This is a genomic window from Rhizobium sp. WSM409, from assembly GCF_057653825.1.
This window is the reverse complement of record NZ_JBYGKP010000005.1, coordinates 132,582-147,819: the sequence shown is the minus strand read 5'-3', so window position 1 is coordinate 147,819 and position 15,238 is coordinate 132,582. Positions and strand designations below refer to the sequence as shown.

The 15,238-nt window shown below is 58.6% G+C and carries 14 protein-coding genes; 3 read left to right on the top strand and 11 right to left on the bottom strand.

Annotated features, from left to right (window positions below):
- Nucleotides 1-4: 4 nt before the first annotated feature.
- The 4 genes from AC25BC_RS33520 to AC25BC_RS33505 form a co-directional block, all read right to left on the bottom strand.
- Nucleotides 5-895: an aldose 1-epimerase gene (locus AC25BC_RS33520; RefSeq protein ID WP_128439920.1), complete on the bottom strand. Its 891-nt coding sequence runs from the start codon at nt 893-895 to the stop codon at nt 5-7.
- Between the two features lie 4 nt (nt 896-899).
- A complete protein-coding gene (locus AC25BC_RS33515; RefSeq protein WP_017997120.1) occupies nt 900-1,907 on the bottom strand; it encodes an ABC transporter permease in 1,008 nt (335 codons plus the stop codon).
- A 14-nt stretch (nt 1,908-1,921) separates the two neighbouring features.
- Complete coding sequence (locus tag AC25BC_RS33510) at nt 1,922-3,448, bottom strand: sugar ABC transporter ATP-binding protein (RefSeq protein ID WP_012760145.1); 1,527 nt, start codon at nt 3,446-3,448, stop codon at nt 1,922-1,924.
- A 71-nt stretch (nt 3,449-3,519) separates the two neighbouring features.
- Nucleotides 3,520-4,500 (bottom strand): substrate-binding domain-containing protein, encoded by a 981-nt coding sequence (locus AC25BC_RS33505; protein WP_128439921.1) that lies wholly within the window; start codon nt 4,498-4,500, stop codon nt 3,520-3,522.
- A 240-nt stretch (nt 4,501-4,740) separates the two neighbouring features.
- Here AC25BC_RS33505 and AC25BC_RS33500 point away from each other — a divergent pair, with 240 nt between their 5' ends.
- Together AC25BC_RS33500 and AC25BC_RS33495 are read left to right on the top strand one after the other, a co-directional pair.
- Entirely contained in the window at nt 4,741-5,511 is a 771-nt protein-coding gene (locus tag AC25BC_RS33500; RefSeq protein WP_012760147.1) for a FadR/GntR family transcriptional regulator, read from the top strand.
- A 501-nt stretch (nt 5,512-6,012) separates the two neighbouring features.
- Nucleotides 6,013-6,624 (top strand): L,D-transpeptidase, encoded by a 612-nt coding sequence (locus AC25BC_RS33495; protein WP_128439922.1) that lies wholly within the window; start codon nt 6,013-6,015, stop codon nt 6,622-6,624.
- A gap of 48 nt (nt 6,625-6,672) precedes the next feature.
- Here the strand turns inward: AC25BC_RS33495 and AC25BC_RS33490 are convergent, their stop codons facing one another.
- From AC25BC_RS33490 to AC25BC_RS33460, 7 genes are all read right to left on the bottom strand, one after another.
- Nucleotides 6,673-8,310, bottom strand: coding sequence for an FGGY-family carbohydrate kinase (locus AC25BC_RS33490; protein ID WP_128439923.1), 1,638 nt, complete (start codon nt 8,308-8,310; stop codon nt 6,673-6,675).
- Between the two features lie 55 nt (nt 8,311-8,365).
- The gene (locus tag AC25BC_RS33485; RefSeq protein WP_128439924.1) at nt 8,366-9,094 is read right to left on the bottom strand and encodes an SDR family oxidoreductase; all 729 of its coding nucleotides are present in this window, start codon (nt 9,092-9,094) and stop codon (nt 8,366-8,368) included.
- Nucleotides 9,095-9,217: 123 nt separating this feature from the next.
- The gene (locus AC25BC_RS33480; RefSeq protein WP_017997115.1) at nt 9,218-9,940 is read right to left on the bottom strand and encodes an HAD family hydrolase; all 723 of its coding nucleotides are present in this window, start codon (nt 9,938-9,940) and stop codon (nt 9,218-9,220) included.
- 3 nt (nt 9,941-9,943) lie between these two features.
- A complete protein-coding gene (locus AC25BC_RS33475) occupies nt 9,944-10,672 on the bottom strand; it encodes a glycerophosphodiester phosphodiesterase family protein (protein WP_017997114.1) in 729 nt (242 codons plus the stop codon).
- A gap of 28 nt (nt 10,673-10,700) precedes the next feature.
- Nucleotides 10,701-11,621, bottom strand: coding sequence for an ABC transporter permease subunit (locus AC25BC_RS33470; protein ID WP_012760153.1), 921 nt, complete (start codon nt 11,619-11,621; stop codon nt 10,701-10,703).
- Between the two features lie 2 nt (nt 11,622-11,623).
- Entirely contained in the window at nt 11,624-12,589 is a 966-nt protein-coding gene (locus AC25BC_RS33465; RefSeq protein WP_017997113.1) for an ABC transporter permease subunit, read from the bottom strand.
- A gap of 13 nt (nt 12,590-12,602) precedes the next feature.
- Nucleotides 12,603-13,961: an extracellular solute-binding protein gene (locus tag AC25BC_RS33460; protein WP_128439926.1), complete on the bottom strand. Its 1,359-nt coding sequence runs from the start codon at nt 13,959-13,961 to the stop codon at nt 12,603-12,605.
- 156 nt (nt 13,962-14,117) lie between these two features.
- Between AC25BC_RS33460 and AC25BC_RS33455 the strand changes: the two genes are divergently transcribed.
- Nucleotides 14,118-15,152, top strand: coding sequence for a sn-glycerol-3-phosphate import ATP-binding protein UgpC (locus tag AC25BC_RS33455; RefSeq protein WP_128439927.1), 1,035 nt, complete (start codon nt 14,118-14,120; stop codon nt 15,150-15,152).
- The last annotated feature ends 86 nt before the right edge of the window (nt 15,153-15,238 follow it).

Below are 15,238 nucleotides of genomic sequence, written 5' to 3'. Positions count from 1 at the left end.
GATATCAGATGCTGGAGGGGCGCATGTGGATGCTGCCAGAGATGGCTTCACCGGATTTCAAAACCTTGAGACCGCCAAGGTCGGGCATATTGTGGCCGTTGGCCAGATGGCTCATCGGCTCAAAGCAAAAGTAGTCACGCTTGAAGCTCGTATCGAAAGTCGTATCTGATACGAACACAAAGGCGTGCTTGAAAATGGCGTCGGCAGTTAAGTGGAGCGATGTATTCCGCTCCGGCCAAGTGATGAGTGCTTCACCACTCCAATCCTCGAACCCGTTGTTGACCCAATGTTGGGGCAGCGACGCCGGAGAACTAAAATCCAGCTCCTTCGGTATTTCGGTCTGGTGGCCTGGCAGCCATCCTTCGACTTCCGTCCAAAACTTGCGAGCCGGAGCAAGCAACGTCGTCTTCGGCGTCATCGGAAAGTAAGGATGCCAGCCGAGTCCGAACGGCAGTGAGCGTTGGCCACGATTTTCGACCGCAAGCGTCATGGTCAACCCTTGTTCGTCGAGGGCGAAGCGCTGCCGGGCTTGGTATTCGTATGGGGTGCCTTGGCCCTCGTGGGCGAACACCAGTTCAACCGACGTCGGTGTCCTCCGTCCGATAGACCAGTCCGCCTGCCAGCCTTCGCCGTGCAGATAGTGCTTGTCCCAATCCGTGTTCAGGCGGAAGTGAAAGTCGCTTCCTTCAAACGAGAATTTATTGTCTTTCACTCTGTTGCCGAATGGCACAAGCGGGTAGCAGGAAGAGCTAAGCGCATCGACGTCGTCGGACAGACAGGGACGCAGAAGCGCTGTCCTGGCCGACCCGACATCTCGCCAAAAGCCGAGCACAAGCCCTCCTCTTGTCGAGACGCGAAGAGACAGCGGCCCTGCCTCAAGGCTTACAATGGACATGAGATCAGCTCTTGTTACGGGACATGCTGCGCTTGATCGCCTGGATGTTGGCGAGCACCGCGATGACGATGATCAGACCGCGCACAACCTGCTGGAAGAAAGGATTGATGCCAAGCAGGACAAGGCCGTTACCGATGAGGGTGATAACGAGCACGCCCAGAAGCGTGCCAAGCATCGAGCCCCGCCCGCCAGACAGCGAAGTTCCTCCGACCACGACTGCTGCGATAACGTCGAACTCGAGGCCGGTCGCTGCGGTCGCGTTGCCCGATCCTAGTCGTGAGAGCAGGAGAATACCGGAAATTGCCGCCATTGCACCGGCGATCGCAAACAGCGCGACGCGTATCTTGGAAACACTGATGCCGCTCAGAAACGCTGCGTGAGCATTGCCGCCGATTGCGAAAACGGACCTGCCGAAAGCTGTCTTTCGGCTGATGAAGGTGAACACCGCAAACAAGATCAGCATGATGATTGCGGCAGGCGGAATGCCAAGAAACGAACGATCAAGGGCGTCCAGGGTATCGTTGCGACCGATAGAAACGGGCAGCGCATCGGTCACGAACAAAGCAGTCCCGCGAAGAGCACTCCACAGACCGAGCGTGCCAACGAAGGACGGAACATCGAAGTATGCTCGCAGAGCTCCGGCGATCGAACCAAGCATAGCACCGACCAAAATCGCAAGCGCGAAGGCGATCGGAGTCGGAACGCCCCACTGAAGCAGAAACGCAAGCACGACTGAAATGAACGCCACCATCGGACCGACGCTGACGTCGATTTCACCTGCAATGATAATGAGCGTAGCCGCCCACGCAGCGATCCCGATCGTAGCCGCGTCTCGGAGGATGTTGATCTGGTTATTGAACGAAAGGAAACCGTTCGCGGTGGCTGTAAAAACGACGTAAAGTATTACGATCGCAACGAACAAACTGAGTTCGTTCATATGTTGCGACAACGAGAAACGAGATCTTGTTCCTTCGGTCGCCGATTCCGACTTTGCAGTCTGGTCGAGTGACATATCGCGTCTCTCCCTCAATGTCCGGCGATGCAGGCGGCCATCAAGGCGTCCTGATCGATCTTGGGTGATTTGAATTCTTCCTTGAGGGTCCCGTCCCTGAGGACCAGCACTCGATCGCAGACGAGCGGCAGTTCCTCAATCTCGCTGGAAACGAAGATCACGCTCCGCCCTTCCGCTGCAAGCTGACGAATGATGGCGTAGATCTGAGCCTTCGCTTCGACGTCCACGCCTCTGGTGGGCTCGTCTAGGAGCAGGACGCGGCTGTTGGCGTAAACCCATCTGCCGATAACGACCTTTTGCTGGTTTCCGCCCGACAGCGTGCCGATCGGGGTGTTCGTCTGGGCTGTCTTGATATGCAGGCGTTGGATCACCTTGCGGGTGGCATCCGCCATCATCTTGGCAGATAGGGTTCCGTGCTTGCTGACGCCGGCAAAATTTGTCGAAAGCGTATTCTCATCGACACCGAGAAGAGGAACGATCCCCTCTTCTTTCCGGCTTTCGGGCGTATAGGCGAAGCCCATGGCAATCATTCTTTTGTACCGGCCGGGTTGAGCGGCCTGACCGTCGACGAGGACTTGCCCGTGATCGTAGGAGCGGACGCCCATGATTGCCTGAAGGAGCTCTGTCCGCCCGGAGCCTAGAAGCCCGGCAATCCCGAGCACTTCTCCAGCCCTGAGTTGAAAGGAAACGGAAGTCAGCTTGGGCGCCAGGGCGATGTCTCGAACTTCCAGAACGGTGTTCTCTTGGCTTCGATTGTCCAATGCCGCTGCCTTTGAAGCCTCGGCGCCAAGCATGAGCCGAACGATCTCTCGAGTATCGGCGCCCTTGACGTCGACAGTATCGATGATGCGCCCATCGCGCATGATCGTGGCTGAATGCGCAATCTGGCGGATCTCGTTCATTCTATGGCTGACATAAATGACCGCGATGCCTTCCGAAGCGATGCGGGTCACCGCCGCCATCACCTTCTCGGCTTCGGCGGCCGCAAGCGAACTGGTCGGCTCGTCGAGAATGACGAGTTTCGGCCGTCCAAGGAGGACGCGAGCAATCTCGAGGAGCTGGCGCTCAGCCGGGCTCAAGCTTGCAACCAGGGCATTGGGGGTACGGTTGAGCCCTAGTCGTCGCATGGCCGCGGATGCTTCCGCTTCCATGTCGGCGTATTGGATGACACCGCCCTTCCTCGGCCAACGGCCAAGGAATAGGTTTTCCGCAAGCGTCATGCCAGGAACGAGACTCAGTTCCTGGTAGACGACCCGAACACCCTTTTCGAATGCATCCTGAGCGCGGCTGGATCCCGAGTGTCGCAGTTCCTCGCCGTCGATCATCACGGTTCCGCTATCGGGGATTTCAGCTCCAGTGAGGAGTCTGATCAGCGTCGATTTGCCCGCGCCGTTCTTGCCAAGTAGCGCCCTCACCTCTCCGGCCGCTACTGAAAACGATGCGTTGTCGAGAGCTAGCACGCCAGGATATTGACGTGTGCACCCCGCAATCGATGCGATCGGATGGGAAGCGAGTTCGGCCGTTCGCGATGTCTGTGTCATTCAATTTCCACCTCCGAAAAGGCGCCGCCGGTCGTCCGGTGGCCTCGACGCTCGTGACTTGGGAGGTGAGCTTACGGAATGCCGTCGGAGTGGGCCTTCAGCCACGCCTTGCCGTCTTCGGAAGATTTGTAGAGATCGATGTTGTAGGCAACCTTGATGCCTTCCGGCGGTTGCCCGTCGATCGACTTGATGGCCTGAGCGAGCGCAAGCTTCCCGAGACCTTGGCCGGAGATATCGACAACGGCCTTGATGACGGTGAAGTCGGCCAGCTCCTGAGCGATCTCGGTCGTCATGTCGCCACCGAAGACGACAACCTTTCCGGTCTTACCCTGGCTCTTTACCGCACGAGCGGCACCGAGTGTTGCACCACCTGCCTCGCCGAAAAAGGCATCGATATCAGGGTTCGACGACAGCATCGTGCTTGCTACCGAAACCGCCTTGTCAAGGACAGCGCCTTCCTGGTTTGCGACGATCTGTGCGCCTGGGACCTTTGCCTTCAGTGCCTCCTCAAAGCCCTTGCGGCGAGTCACGCACACCTCCACGAATTCGCAGTTCAGGACGGCGATCTTCGGCGCATCGTTCTTTTCCGCGATGAAGTAGTCGGCTGCAGCATCACCAAGCTTGTGACCGAAATCATAGGGATCGCCGACAGCGTAGGCCGAGATATATTCCTTCATGTCGGCGTCGTTGAGGCATGTGTTGTAGCAGACGACCGGAATGCCGGCTTCATGAGCGCGGCGGATCGCGCGATTCGAACCATCGGCGGAGACAGGCGATACGATGATGGCCTGCACGCCCGATGAGATCAGAGAGTCGATGAACGAAGATTCTTTGCTTACATCACCCTGAGCGTTGGTCTCGATGATGTCCAGCTTGCGGCCGGCATCATTCGCGCCGGTCTGGATGCCTTTGCGAACACCTGCATAAAACCCCTGAGCATCCATGTAGATGGCGCCGACCTTCAGGTCCTTGTCTTGCGCGAAAGCTGACGTGGCATGTGATCCAGCAATTGTGGTGAGCGCCAGGATCGCGGCGCGTACGATGAGCTTCATTGCTCCCTCCCGTTATCTTCAACGACAGGCTCCATGGCGGAGCCAACCGACCAGGCGAATTTAAGTTAGGTATGATTATTGTCAATATAAATAGGATTTATTTTTTTAAAGATATGGCGGGCGGCTCTTTTCGTGTGCTACAACCCAATTGACGCGGCGCACAGAAACAAGGCCTGAAAAAGAGTTTCCGGTCGTCGCAAGTTTCGGATAAGCCGCAATAGGGGTTATGGGAGGCAGCCAGTGACAATCTCACGCAACGAGTGGAAGCTCACCGACGGGGGCATCGAGATCGCATCTCGCGGCAAGCGTTCCGTTCGCGAGGCATTGCTCTCCAAGTTCGTAGAACGGATTGTCTCCGGCGCGTTGCCTGAGGGTTCTACGCTCCCCAATGAAGCGGACCTGACCGATCAATTCGGCGTCAGCAGAACGACGTTGCGCGAAGCCATGCAGTATCTATCGGCAATCGGGTTGATCCGGTCCAGAACCCGAGCCGGAACCACGGTGCTTCCGCGAGAAAACTGGAACTACCTGGATCCGCTCGTTCTTGACGTAATGCTTTCCCTCGGTGGCGATGAGTCCTTTTATACGTCACTGATCGACGCCCGTCATTTGCTCGAACCCGCCGCTGCGGAGCATGCGGCAACAAAGGCAACCGCCAAACAGCTGGCCCGAATTGCCCAGGCATTCGAGGACATGGTCGATGCAAACGCCCGTGACAACGAGGAATGGAGCCGGGCGGACCTTGAGTTCCACACAGCGATCATCAATGCCAGTGGTAACTGGGTCTTCAGGCAGTTTGCGAGCGCCATTCGTGCCGCCCTCCTTGCGAGCTTTCGCCTCACGAACCGCGCCAGTCAGTCTCACGAACAGGCCATTCAAAAGCACCAGGACGTTCTGGAAGCGATACGCGTTCGCGATCCAGTCGCAGCCAGAAAGGCGATGGAAACCTTGATCGGCGTTGCGAGAGCGGAAATAACGGACGCGCTTCGAAAGAACAAAGGGAGCCGCTAAGGCAACAAGAGTGCTTCGCTCAGCGATGGGAGAAGCTGGATTCAACGCGCGAGCATGCAGGCGCCGCCACGGGAGGCCTTCGCTCCCATCCCAAGCCCTGTTCATCGGTCTGTCGTCTCTAATTCAGGAGGCGATCATAGTTGCGGCAATGACGGCCGTCGCTGTCCCAAACGATCGTCGCACCTGCTGGCGCTTGAGTACGAAGCGAAATCACCGCAACGTGACGCTGTACCTCCGTTGACTGTCGCTGAGCTCACGGTCTTGTGGCAAGAGCCAGGAGGCCATCGTAAAGCGCGGTGGCAAGCGGGTCGACATCCGGTGCCTCCTGATGGAGGCGGACGAGGATCGGTCTCAGCCAGTTCCTCGATGCCGGAGCCGACCGGTTGAGCTACCGCAGCATTATCAGCGGCAATAGCTTTTCAAGATCCTTAGGCGAGCAGTCATAGTGCCGCCACAGAATTCAGCCCAATCAAGCTTGTTCAACAAGCGGATGGCGACAAGATGAGATTGCTGGCTCTCGTGGCTGCGGCCTTTTTGCTGACGGTCTTTCAGACTCAAGCCCAGATCTATGGGCCGTATGACGGATATGACGACTTTGACGGATCCGGTTACGACGATCCATACAGCCCCTATCCGCCACCACTCGATTACGATCCAGCGCCCCCCTATCAAGAGCCCCTGCATGATCGCAGGCAACCGCCGACAGGACGTGCAAAAGGAACCATCGAAATCGTGACGAGCGAGCATACGCTCATTTACACCACCCCTTGGGGCGAGCAATTCGCTTACCCCATCGCGGTCGGCCGTGAGGGCAAGCAATGGTATGGATCTACGCGGATCGTGTCGAAGCGAGCGCATCCTGAATGGCGACCCACGGCCAGCATGCGGCAGAAGAACCCTCGGCTTCCAGCGGTGGTGAAGCCCGGCCCCGCCAATCCGCTTGGAACCCGCGCGATCTATCTCGCCGATGGCCTGTTGCGCATCCACGGCACCAACGACCCCTCGTCTATCGGCACCAACGCGTCGAGCGGGTGCTTTCGAATGTACCGTCAAGATGTTGAAGAGCTTTACGAGATCGTGCAGCCGGGAACGAAGGTCATCGTTCGGCGCTAACTGTAGCCGATCGATCGCTGATGGACCTCTGCGGATTGGCGTTGGAATCTAACTCTCGATACGCAGCTTGCGCGCCAGGGCCTGAAGTTCCTTGAACCCTTCGTAACGCTTGTCATGAATATAAGGGATCGGCCCTTCTGATGGCAGGAATGTCGTTTCGACCGCCGAGAGTGTCGTCATCGCTTCGCGTACATCCGCAAACAGACCGCCGGCGACAGCGCCCAGGATGGCGGCCCCCAGGAGCACCGGTTCCTCAGCCTTTGTCGCGATGACCGGCTTACCGCTCGCATCGGCAAGCAGCTGGCGAACGAAATCGTGCTGGCCGGCGCCACCGCTGATGACGATGTTTTCAATGGTAACGCCCGCATCGACCTGCGTCTCGATGATCTGCCTGAGGCCGTAGCCGATACCGCAAAGCCCTGCCACGTAAAGAGAGACCAGGCTGCCGATATCGTCCTCCATCCCGAGACCAGCAATGATTGCGCGGGCATGCGGATCGGCAAAGGGCGCGCGGTTGCCGAGGAACTCGGGAACGACGTGCAGTCCGCTCGCAAGCATGACGGCGTCGGAAGAACGGCCCGCCTTTCGGGCGGCCATATCTGCGAGCAGAACCGGCAGCGGAACGCCCGCCCTCTTCGAAAGCTCCCGCGCTTCCGCGGCAGCCGGATGGAAGGCGAGCAGTTGGTCGATCGCCGCGCCGGCGGCACTCTGGCCACCCTCGTTCAGCCATAGTCCCGGCACCATGGCCGAATAATAAGGCCCCCAGACACCGGGCACGAACGACGGTTCAGCTGTCGATGTCATCGTGCAGGAGGAAGTGCCGAAAACATAGGCCAGATTGGCTTGTGGATCGGTACCGATGCCAACGGTTCCTATTCCGCCCGCATGGGCGTCGATCAGTCCGGCAGCGACGGGCGTTTCCGGCTTCAGGCCGAGCTCGCCGGCCGCAGCCGTGGTCAGTCCTCGACCGAGGGCCGAACCGGGCTCGACGATAGCCTGCCCGATGCGGGCAAACTCTTCGTCGGCGAGCGTGCCGAGGCCGATCTGATGAAAATAATCGCCATCCCAGCGCTTTTCATGGGCGAGATAGGTCCACTTGCAGGTGACCGTGCAGGTCGAACGCGACAGATCGCCGGTCGCTCTCCAGGTCAGGAAATCTGCAAGGTCGAAGAATTGCCACGCGGCATCAAAAACTTCAGGGCGATTTTCCCTCAGCCAGAGGAGCTTGGGCGTTTCCATCTCAGGCGAGATGCGGCCGCCGACGTAACGCAGGACGTCATGGCCGAGCGCATTGATGCGCTCCGCCTGCGGGACGGCGCGGTGGTCCATCCAAACGATGACGTCCCGGTTCGGATCTTCCGAAGGCCCGACCGGAAGCGGCTTGCCGCCTTCGCCGAGGACGACGAGCGAACAGGTGGCATCGAACCCCAGCCCCATGACGGACGCCGGATCGACCCCGGCCGAGGAAACCACCTCGCGCACTGCCGCGCAAACCGCCGCCCAGACCTCGGTGCTCGATTGCTCAACCATGGAACCCGGTTCGTGAAACAGGGTGATATTCCGCTTGGCGGACGCAAGCATCCGGCCGGTCAGGTCGAATAGGCCGGCGCGGGCGCTGCCGGTGCCGACGTCGACGCCGATGACATGTTCGGCATCTGCTTCTGGCGTGCGAGATGTGTCGCTCATGGTCTCTCCTTTGAAGTCGGCAAGGATCAGGCTAACTGCAGTCTGGGGCCGGTGTTTACAGATCCACGCTATTCGGCAGAATCACAAGATCGCGGACAGTCACATTACGCGGTCGCGACAGCATGAAAAGGACGGCGTCGGCCACTTCTTTCGGCTGCATCAGGCTGCCATTGGCCAGCGCTTCCTCCATTTTCGCCTTCGGCCAGTCGTCGAGCAAGGCCGTGACGACAGGTCCTGGCAGCACCGCACCGACGCGCACGCCGTGCTGCGCCACTTGCCGGCGCGTGGAATGGACGAAGGCCTGAACTGCGAATTTCGAGGCTGTGTAGATCGGCTCCCACGCGACCGGCACGACGCCTGCGATCGAGCTCGTAAACAGGATGTCGCCGGACTTCTGGGCAACCATGTGCGGCAGCACCGCATGGACCGAGCGGAAGGCTGCGTTGATGTTGAGGTTGAGCATGCGGTCCCAGGCATCCGGATCGCCATCGACAACGGGACCGCCAATATAGGCGCCGGCATTGGCGTGGAGGATGTCGAGCCCGCCGGCCACGTCAAGAATGCGAGGCAATATTCCCGAGACCTCCTTTCCATCGAGAAGATCGATGACGAGCGGCAGAGCGCCTCCGCCGATCTCCCTGCAAAGAGCTTCGAGCTTGTCCTTGGCGCGGTCGATGAGCACGACCGTTACACCTGCGGCGTGGAGAGTGCGCGCACATTCCAAACCGATGCCCGATGCGGCACCTGTAATGGCGGCAACCTTGCCTTTCATGAGATCAGTCACGAGGAATATTCCTTGCAGAAGCGGGATGGGGCGCGTCCATGGCTGCCACGAGAGCAGGGTTTATGCCCGAACCAGACGCCATCGGGTGAGACCGCGAATGAAAGCCTTTTGCGCCGGAGACCCTCACAGCGTGCCTCCGATATCCTCCAGGATGGCGACAAGTTGCTCTGCCCCCATGGCAACGGCAAATGCTCCAGCTGTCACCAATGTCGTATGCCGGTCAGGTCTCGGATCGGCCGGGTCGACAAATCCGACGGCCGTCATTCCTGCGGAAACGGCTGCCGCCACGCCATGACTGCTATCGTCGATCATGACGCATCTGGAGGGACGGGCTCGAAAACGCTCCGCGCAGTGCAGCAAGAGATCGGGCGCGGGCTTCGGCCGGGCGACGGCTTCGGCACTGAAAACCTCCTCTCCAAATGCGCTCCACAGATCCAATATGCCCAAGCTTTTGCGAAGCCGCTGCATCGTGCTGTTTGACGCAACGCATTTTGGTCGCTGAAGTCCGTAGACGACATCGGCAATGCCGGGGATCGGCAGCAACGAGCGTGAAAACTCTTCGAATAGACTCTGGTGCCATGTTTCAAACAATTCGGGGATATCGATAATCCCGTAATCGCGCCGGCACATCTCGCCGATGATGCTTTCTGAATTGCCGGTAAATTTGAGATGAGCCTCTGTGGCGGTGATCGCAATGCCGGCACCTTGCAGAGTTTCCGCCAAGGTGCGGCTGGCGATCGGCTCGCTATCGATCAGCACGCCGTCGCAATCGAAGATCACGAGATCAATGCTTTCCAAGCCTTGGTGGTCCGGCATACCGGGGCAATCGACGCGGTTATCGAGCATCTCTCACCTCCGCGCCTGCAATGCGAGATCCGGCCGATCCGTGGTGATCTGCCGGATCGGTTTGGCAAGCCAGTATTCGAGATCTCCGATGTCGTTTGGGACCCAGGCTCCAAGACGGTCGACCGGCACGAGTTCGGTAATCTGCTCCCATTGTGCCGTAAGCAGCGACTTCTCGACGGCGATGATATCGGAGCATTCCTTCAGCAAGCTGAGGCCGTTCATCAGACCGAGACGCTCGGCCGACTTGGAATCGAACGACGACAAAGTGCGGATATGCGGAGCAACCCTGCGTATGTCGACGAGCACGTCCGGATGAAAGCTGGTGAGAATTGACCTCTTCGCCAGGTCAAGGCGGTCGACCGCAGCGGCTGCCTTGGCGGCAAGCCCCTCATAGGGCGTTCCGTCGGCATTGGTTTTCAGTTCGATATGAAGCTCGAGCGACGTGTCCTTGAAGACGGCGAGAACTTCTTCCAATGTGGGAATGGTCTCCCCGTCGCTCTCTTTGAGCCGCACCGCGCGATTTTCGCCGGGGTGAAGGTCGGCGACCAGCCCGTCGGCATCTGTCGTTCGCTCCAGCGTCGGGTCGTGAATGACAAGCACTTCTCCCGCGCGCGTCAGGTGAATGTCGAATTCGACACCGTCTACCGGCATTTGCGCGAGTTTGCGAAAGCCCGAAAGACTGTTCTCGGGCCAGAGATTGCGACCACCACGGTGGCCGATGATATGCACCATTGTCTGAATATCCTTGAAATTCGGGATGTTACTTTCCGGAGTCCACCAGTCCCTTGGTGAACCAGCGCTGCATGAAGAGAATGACGGCCGCAGGCGGAAGCATGACGAGAAGTGCCGCACTCATCGCGATGTTCCAGGCAGGTGCTGAGTCCGAGACGGGAACGAGCTGCTTCAGCCCAAGGACCGCAGTTCCCATCTCCTTGTCCGTGGTGAAAAGCAGCGGCCACAAATACTGGTTCCAGCCATAGAGAAACAGGATGATCGACAGGGCCGCGATATTGGCGCTCGAGAGTGGAAGGAGAATGTCCTTGAAGAATTTCAGCGGGCCGGCTCCATCGAGCTTGGCCGCCTCGCAAAGTTCATCGGGAACGGTCAGGAAGAATTGCCGGAAAAGGAAGGTCGCGGAGGCAGAGGCGATGAGCGGTAGTATGAGGCCGGCGTAGCTGTTGACCATGTTCCACTTCAAGGATGTTTCGATACTGTATCCGGTGAGCCCTTCAACGACACCGGAAAGACCGATCGACCCGGCCAACCAGCGCAGCGGCCCGGCGGCATCGGCGACCGCTTCATAGGTCGGGATGATGCGGACTTCGACTGGAAGCATCAGCGATACGAAAATGAGCCAGAATGCCGTCATACGAAACGGGAAGCGAAAATAGGTTACGCCGAATGCTGCAATCAATGAGATCGCCAGCTTTCCGATCACGATGCCGGCAGTGACGATGATCGAATTCAAAAACAACTGCGAGAACTCGCCTTGCTGCCAGGCGGCGGCAAGGTTTTCGAGAAAATGCGGGCCTGGGATGACCGGGAACGGTGCCTGCTGAACCTCCTGCAACGTCAATGAACCGGCGACGAAAGCGAAGTAGAGAGGAAGGCAGACAAAGACCGCGCCAATCAGCAGTATGGCATGGCAGAAGATCGAAAGACCGAGATGACGTTCGGGCATGATTACACCTGGTAATTGACCTTGCGCTCGAGGGCGCGGAATTGAACGATGGTGAATAGGATGGCGATAAACATCAGCAGCACGGATTGTGCGGCCGACGACCCGAGGTCCAGTTGCACGAAACCATCCTGGTAAACCTTGTAAACCATGCTGTTCGTTGCACCGGCCGGGCCGCCCCGCGTGACCGCGTCGATAATGCCGAAGGTCTCAAACAGCCCGTAGACGAAGTTCATCACCACGAGGAAGAAGATCGTCGGTGAGATCAGGGGAAGCGAAATTGTGAAGAAGCGCCGGACGGGTTTTGCGCCATCGAGCTTCGCCGCTTCCAGCAGCGAAACGGGCACGGCCAACAGTGCGGCGACGAGAAAGATATAGTCGTAGCAGACATTCTTCCAGACCGACGCGATGGTCACCAGGAGCTGCGCATCGAAAGGACGCCGGTTCGGATCCCATTCGAAACCGAGCCCATGCAGAAATTGAGCGACCGGTCCGACCGCAGGATTGAACAGGAAGGCCCAGATCACGCCTGAAATCACCGGGGCGATCGCGTAGGGCAGAAGGATTATGCTTTTATAAATTCCCCTGCCCCTGACCACGAAATCGGTTGCGAATGCAAACAGACCTGCAAGCACAAGCGTTGCAACATTCTGTGCGAGGGTGAACCAGAGGGTGAATAGCGCACTGCTTCGATATTCCGGACTTGCGAACAGATTGTAGAAGTTTTTCAGCCCGACGAAGATTTGCGTGCCGCCGAACGGGTCGACCTGAACGAAGGCCAACGACAGTGCCTTGTAAGACGGTATGAAAAAGAAGAACAACAGGATCAGCAGCTGCGGCGCGACAAGTCCGAAGGCGAGCCACGGCCTGTTGAAGTGAGCGGACTTCAATCCAGCATCCGACGACGGCGCGATCAGGCGGCCCGCCGAAAGAGCGTGCGGGATACGAAGGCGCCGGGTGGCGCCTCCCATCACTCCGAGGGTCTTACTTTGCTGCATGAAGCTGCTCATACTGCCGAAGGATCTGGTTTCCGCGGGCCGCCGCAGCATCCAGTGCCTGCTGCGGCGTCTTTTGTCCGGTCCACACGCCTTGGATATCCTCAACCAGAAGCGCCATCGACTGGTTGTGATTGCCAAAGCGGAAGCCGCGCGAATTGTCGGTTGGCGTGCCGCGCGTGAGTTGGAGAATGGCGACCTCGCGGGTCGGATGCTCCTTGAAATAACCCTCGGATTTGGCCTCTTCGTAGGCGGCATTCGTCACTGGGACATAGCCGGTTTGCTTGCTCCACCAGACTTGTGTATTCGGCAAAGCGACGAAATTCAAGAAGGCCGCAGCGCCTGCGTATTCTTCGTCCGACTTGCCTTTCAACACCCAAAGCGCTCCACCGCCAATGGTGCTGTTCTTGGGCTCGATGCCCTCCTCGTGCGGCAGGAACGTCGCGCTCCACTGAAATTTCGCACCGCTTTCAACTGCGGCATGCGCCGCGGTCGAGGCCACATAGGTCGAGCAGGTGCCGGAGGTGAACAGCTGGTCGGGTGAGAGCCCTTGCCCGGCGATCTGCAGGACCCCATCGTCGAGCCACGCCTTGAGGCGTGTCACCTGGCCGACGATCAGCGGGCTCTTGTTGAAGATGAATTCGGTATCGAGACCACCGAAGCCGTTTGCCTTGGTACCGTAAGGCTGGTCCTGGATCGCGGCATAGTTCTCGATCAGGCTCCAATAGAAGTCGTTCGCCAGCGCCATCTGGCACTTTGAAATTCCCTTCTCCTTGATAGCGTGCAACTGCTTGTCGAGTTCCTGCCAGGTCTCGGCCGGCTTGTCGAAGCCGGCTGCCTTGAAGTGATCGGCATTGTACCAGAAGATCGGTGTGGAGCTGTTGAAGGGCATTGCCGCCGGCTTGCCGTCGACGAGATAAAAGCCCGCTACCGGAGCGATGAAATTGCTCCAGTCGATCTTATAGCCTTCCTTCTCCATAAGCTCCGGCACCGGGATGATGGCGCCGGAATTATACATGGTCAGAAAGCCTCGCTCGGCGGCTTGGATAAGCACGGGCTGCTGACCGACGCGATAGGCAGCCACCATCGCCGCCATGGTTTCCTCGTAATTGCCTTTGCTGATGCCAACGAGCTCATATTTGTCCTGCGAGGCATTGAAGTCCGAAATCAGCTGTTTGGTGATCTCGGCCAGGCGGCCGTTTGCTGCGTTCCACCACTCGATCTTGACGCGATCGGCTGCACTGGCGTCGCCTGCATTTGCCAATCCGAGCGTCATAAGTGCAGCGCCTGCCGCGAAGGACCGGAATGTCCGTCCTATGCGAGCGCCCATCGAAAACTCCGTCGTCATTTCGCTTTCCTCTCCATTGCCGTTTGTGCTCGCCGATCGGCACGTCCAGCGCCGATCAACCCCTCCCAAGGTGGCGATAAAAACAAGGGTGGGGCTACTTGTTACAAATGTCAATAGCGTGTTACAAATGTATGACGATATCGCAGGGAGGATACTTTGGCAGCGATCGAACTGATTGACCTGAAGAAAAATTACGGCCCCGTCTCGGCGGTGAAGGGGATCAATCTCACCGTTGCAGATGGCGAAATGATCGTGTTGGTCGGACCGTCAGGATGCGGAAAGTCGACCTTGCTTCGTATGGTCGCCGGCCTAGAAGCCATAAGCTCCGGGCACCTCAGGATCGCTGGCAGCGACGTTGGCCATGTCGATCCGGCCGACCGCAACATCGCCATGGTGTTCCAAAACTATGCGCTCTATCCTCACATGACCGTTCGGCAGAATCTCGAATACGGCCTCAAAAATCGCCGTGTCGCTCGCGGCGAGATTGATCGGCGGATCGCCAATGCCGCCAGCATTCTGGAGATTGGTGAATTCCTTGAGCGGCGCCCCCGCCAGCTGTCCGGCGGACAGCGGCAACGGGTTGCCATGGGCCGCGCCATCGTCCGCGATCCCGCCGCCTTTCTCTTCGATGAACCGCTGTCCAACCTGGATGCGAAGCTGCGTGTGCAAATGCGCGTCGAAATCCGAAGACTGCAGCGGCAGCTTAAAACGACAAGCCTTTATGTGACGCACGACCAACTCGAGGCCATGACGCTTGCCGACCGGCTGGTGGTCATGAACGATGGCCGGATCGAGCAGATCGGGACACCAATCGAGGTGTACCGCCGGCCTGAAACTGTGTTCGTGGCAGGGTTCATCGGCTCGCCGCCGATGAACCTGATCGATCTCGATCAGCTTGGCCCCTGCCAACTCGCGCTTCCCAGGGATACCGATGTCATCGGCATCCGGCCGAGTGCAATTAATCTCGCTGGTGGTTCAGCGCATGATCTCCGGTTCGACGCTTTCGTTGAATTGATCGAGACCGTCGGCGATGAGAATAACGTCCATTTGCGCATCGATGGCGCGGACAAGCGCGTCGTGGCCAGTGTTTCCACCAATCAGCGTCTGCAGGAAGGTGATCGGATTTCGTGTCATGTGGGAATGGATGGCCTGCATCCCTTCAACCGGGCGACCGGACGTCGAACCGATTGACAGGGGAAGCAAACGGCATCCAACCGTCACAATTGACAACCGCAGGAATTCGCGATCCATAGCCGTCAAAGCGGAGGCGCAGATAT

Excerpts from the sequence above, each read along its gene's own strand:
- AC25BC_RS33460 (WP_128439926.1), bottom strand. The coding sequence starts at position 13,961 with ATGACGACGGAGTTTTCGATGGGCGCTCGCATAGGACGGACATTCCGG.
- AC25BC_RS33490 (WP_128439923.1), bottom strand. The coding sequence starts at position 8,310 with ATGAGCGACACATCTCGCACGCCAGAAGCAGATGCCGAACATGTCATC.
- AC25BC_RS33470 (WP_012760153.1), bottom strand. The coding sequence starts at position 11,621 with ATGCCCGAACGTCATCTCGGTCTTTCGATCTTCTGCCATGCCATACTG.
- AC25BC_RS33520 (WP_128439920.1), bottom strand. The coding sequence starts at position 895 with ATGTCCATTGTAAGCCTTGAGGCAGGGCCGCTGTCTCTTCGCGTCTCG.
- AC25BC_RS33465 (WP_017997113.1), bottom strand. The coding sequence starts at position 12,589 with ATGGGAGGCGCCACCCGGCGCCTTCGTATCCCGCACGCTCTTTCGGCG.
- AC25BC_RS33480 (WP_017997115.1), bottom strand. The coding sequence starts at position 9,940 with ATGCTCGATAACCGCGTCGATTGCCCCGGTATGCCGGACCACCAAGGC.
- AC25BC_RS33475 (WP_017997114.1), bottom strand. The coding sequence starts at position 10,672 with ATGGTGCATATCATCGGCCACCGTGGTGGTCGCAATCTCTGGCCCGAG.
- AC25BC_RS33515 (WP_017997120.1), bottom strand. The coding sequence starts at position 1,907 with ATGTCACTCGACCAGACTGCAAAGTCGGAATCGGCGACCGAAGGAACA.
- AC25BC_RS33495 (WP_128439922.1), top strand. The coding sequence starts at position 6,013 with ATGAGATTGCTGGCTCTCGTGGCTGCGGCCTTTTTGCTGACGGTCTTT.
- AC25BC_RS33510 (WP_012760145.1), bottom strand. The coding sequence starts at position 3,448 with ATGACACAGACATCGCGAACGGCCGAACTCGCTTCCCATCCGATCGCA.
- AC25BC_RS33505 (WP_128439921.1), bottom strand. The coding sequence starts at position 4,500 with ATGAAGCTCATCGTACGCGCCGCGATCCTGGCGCTCACCACAATTGCT.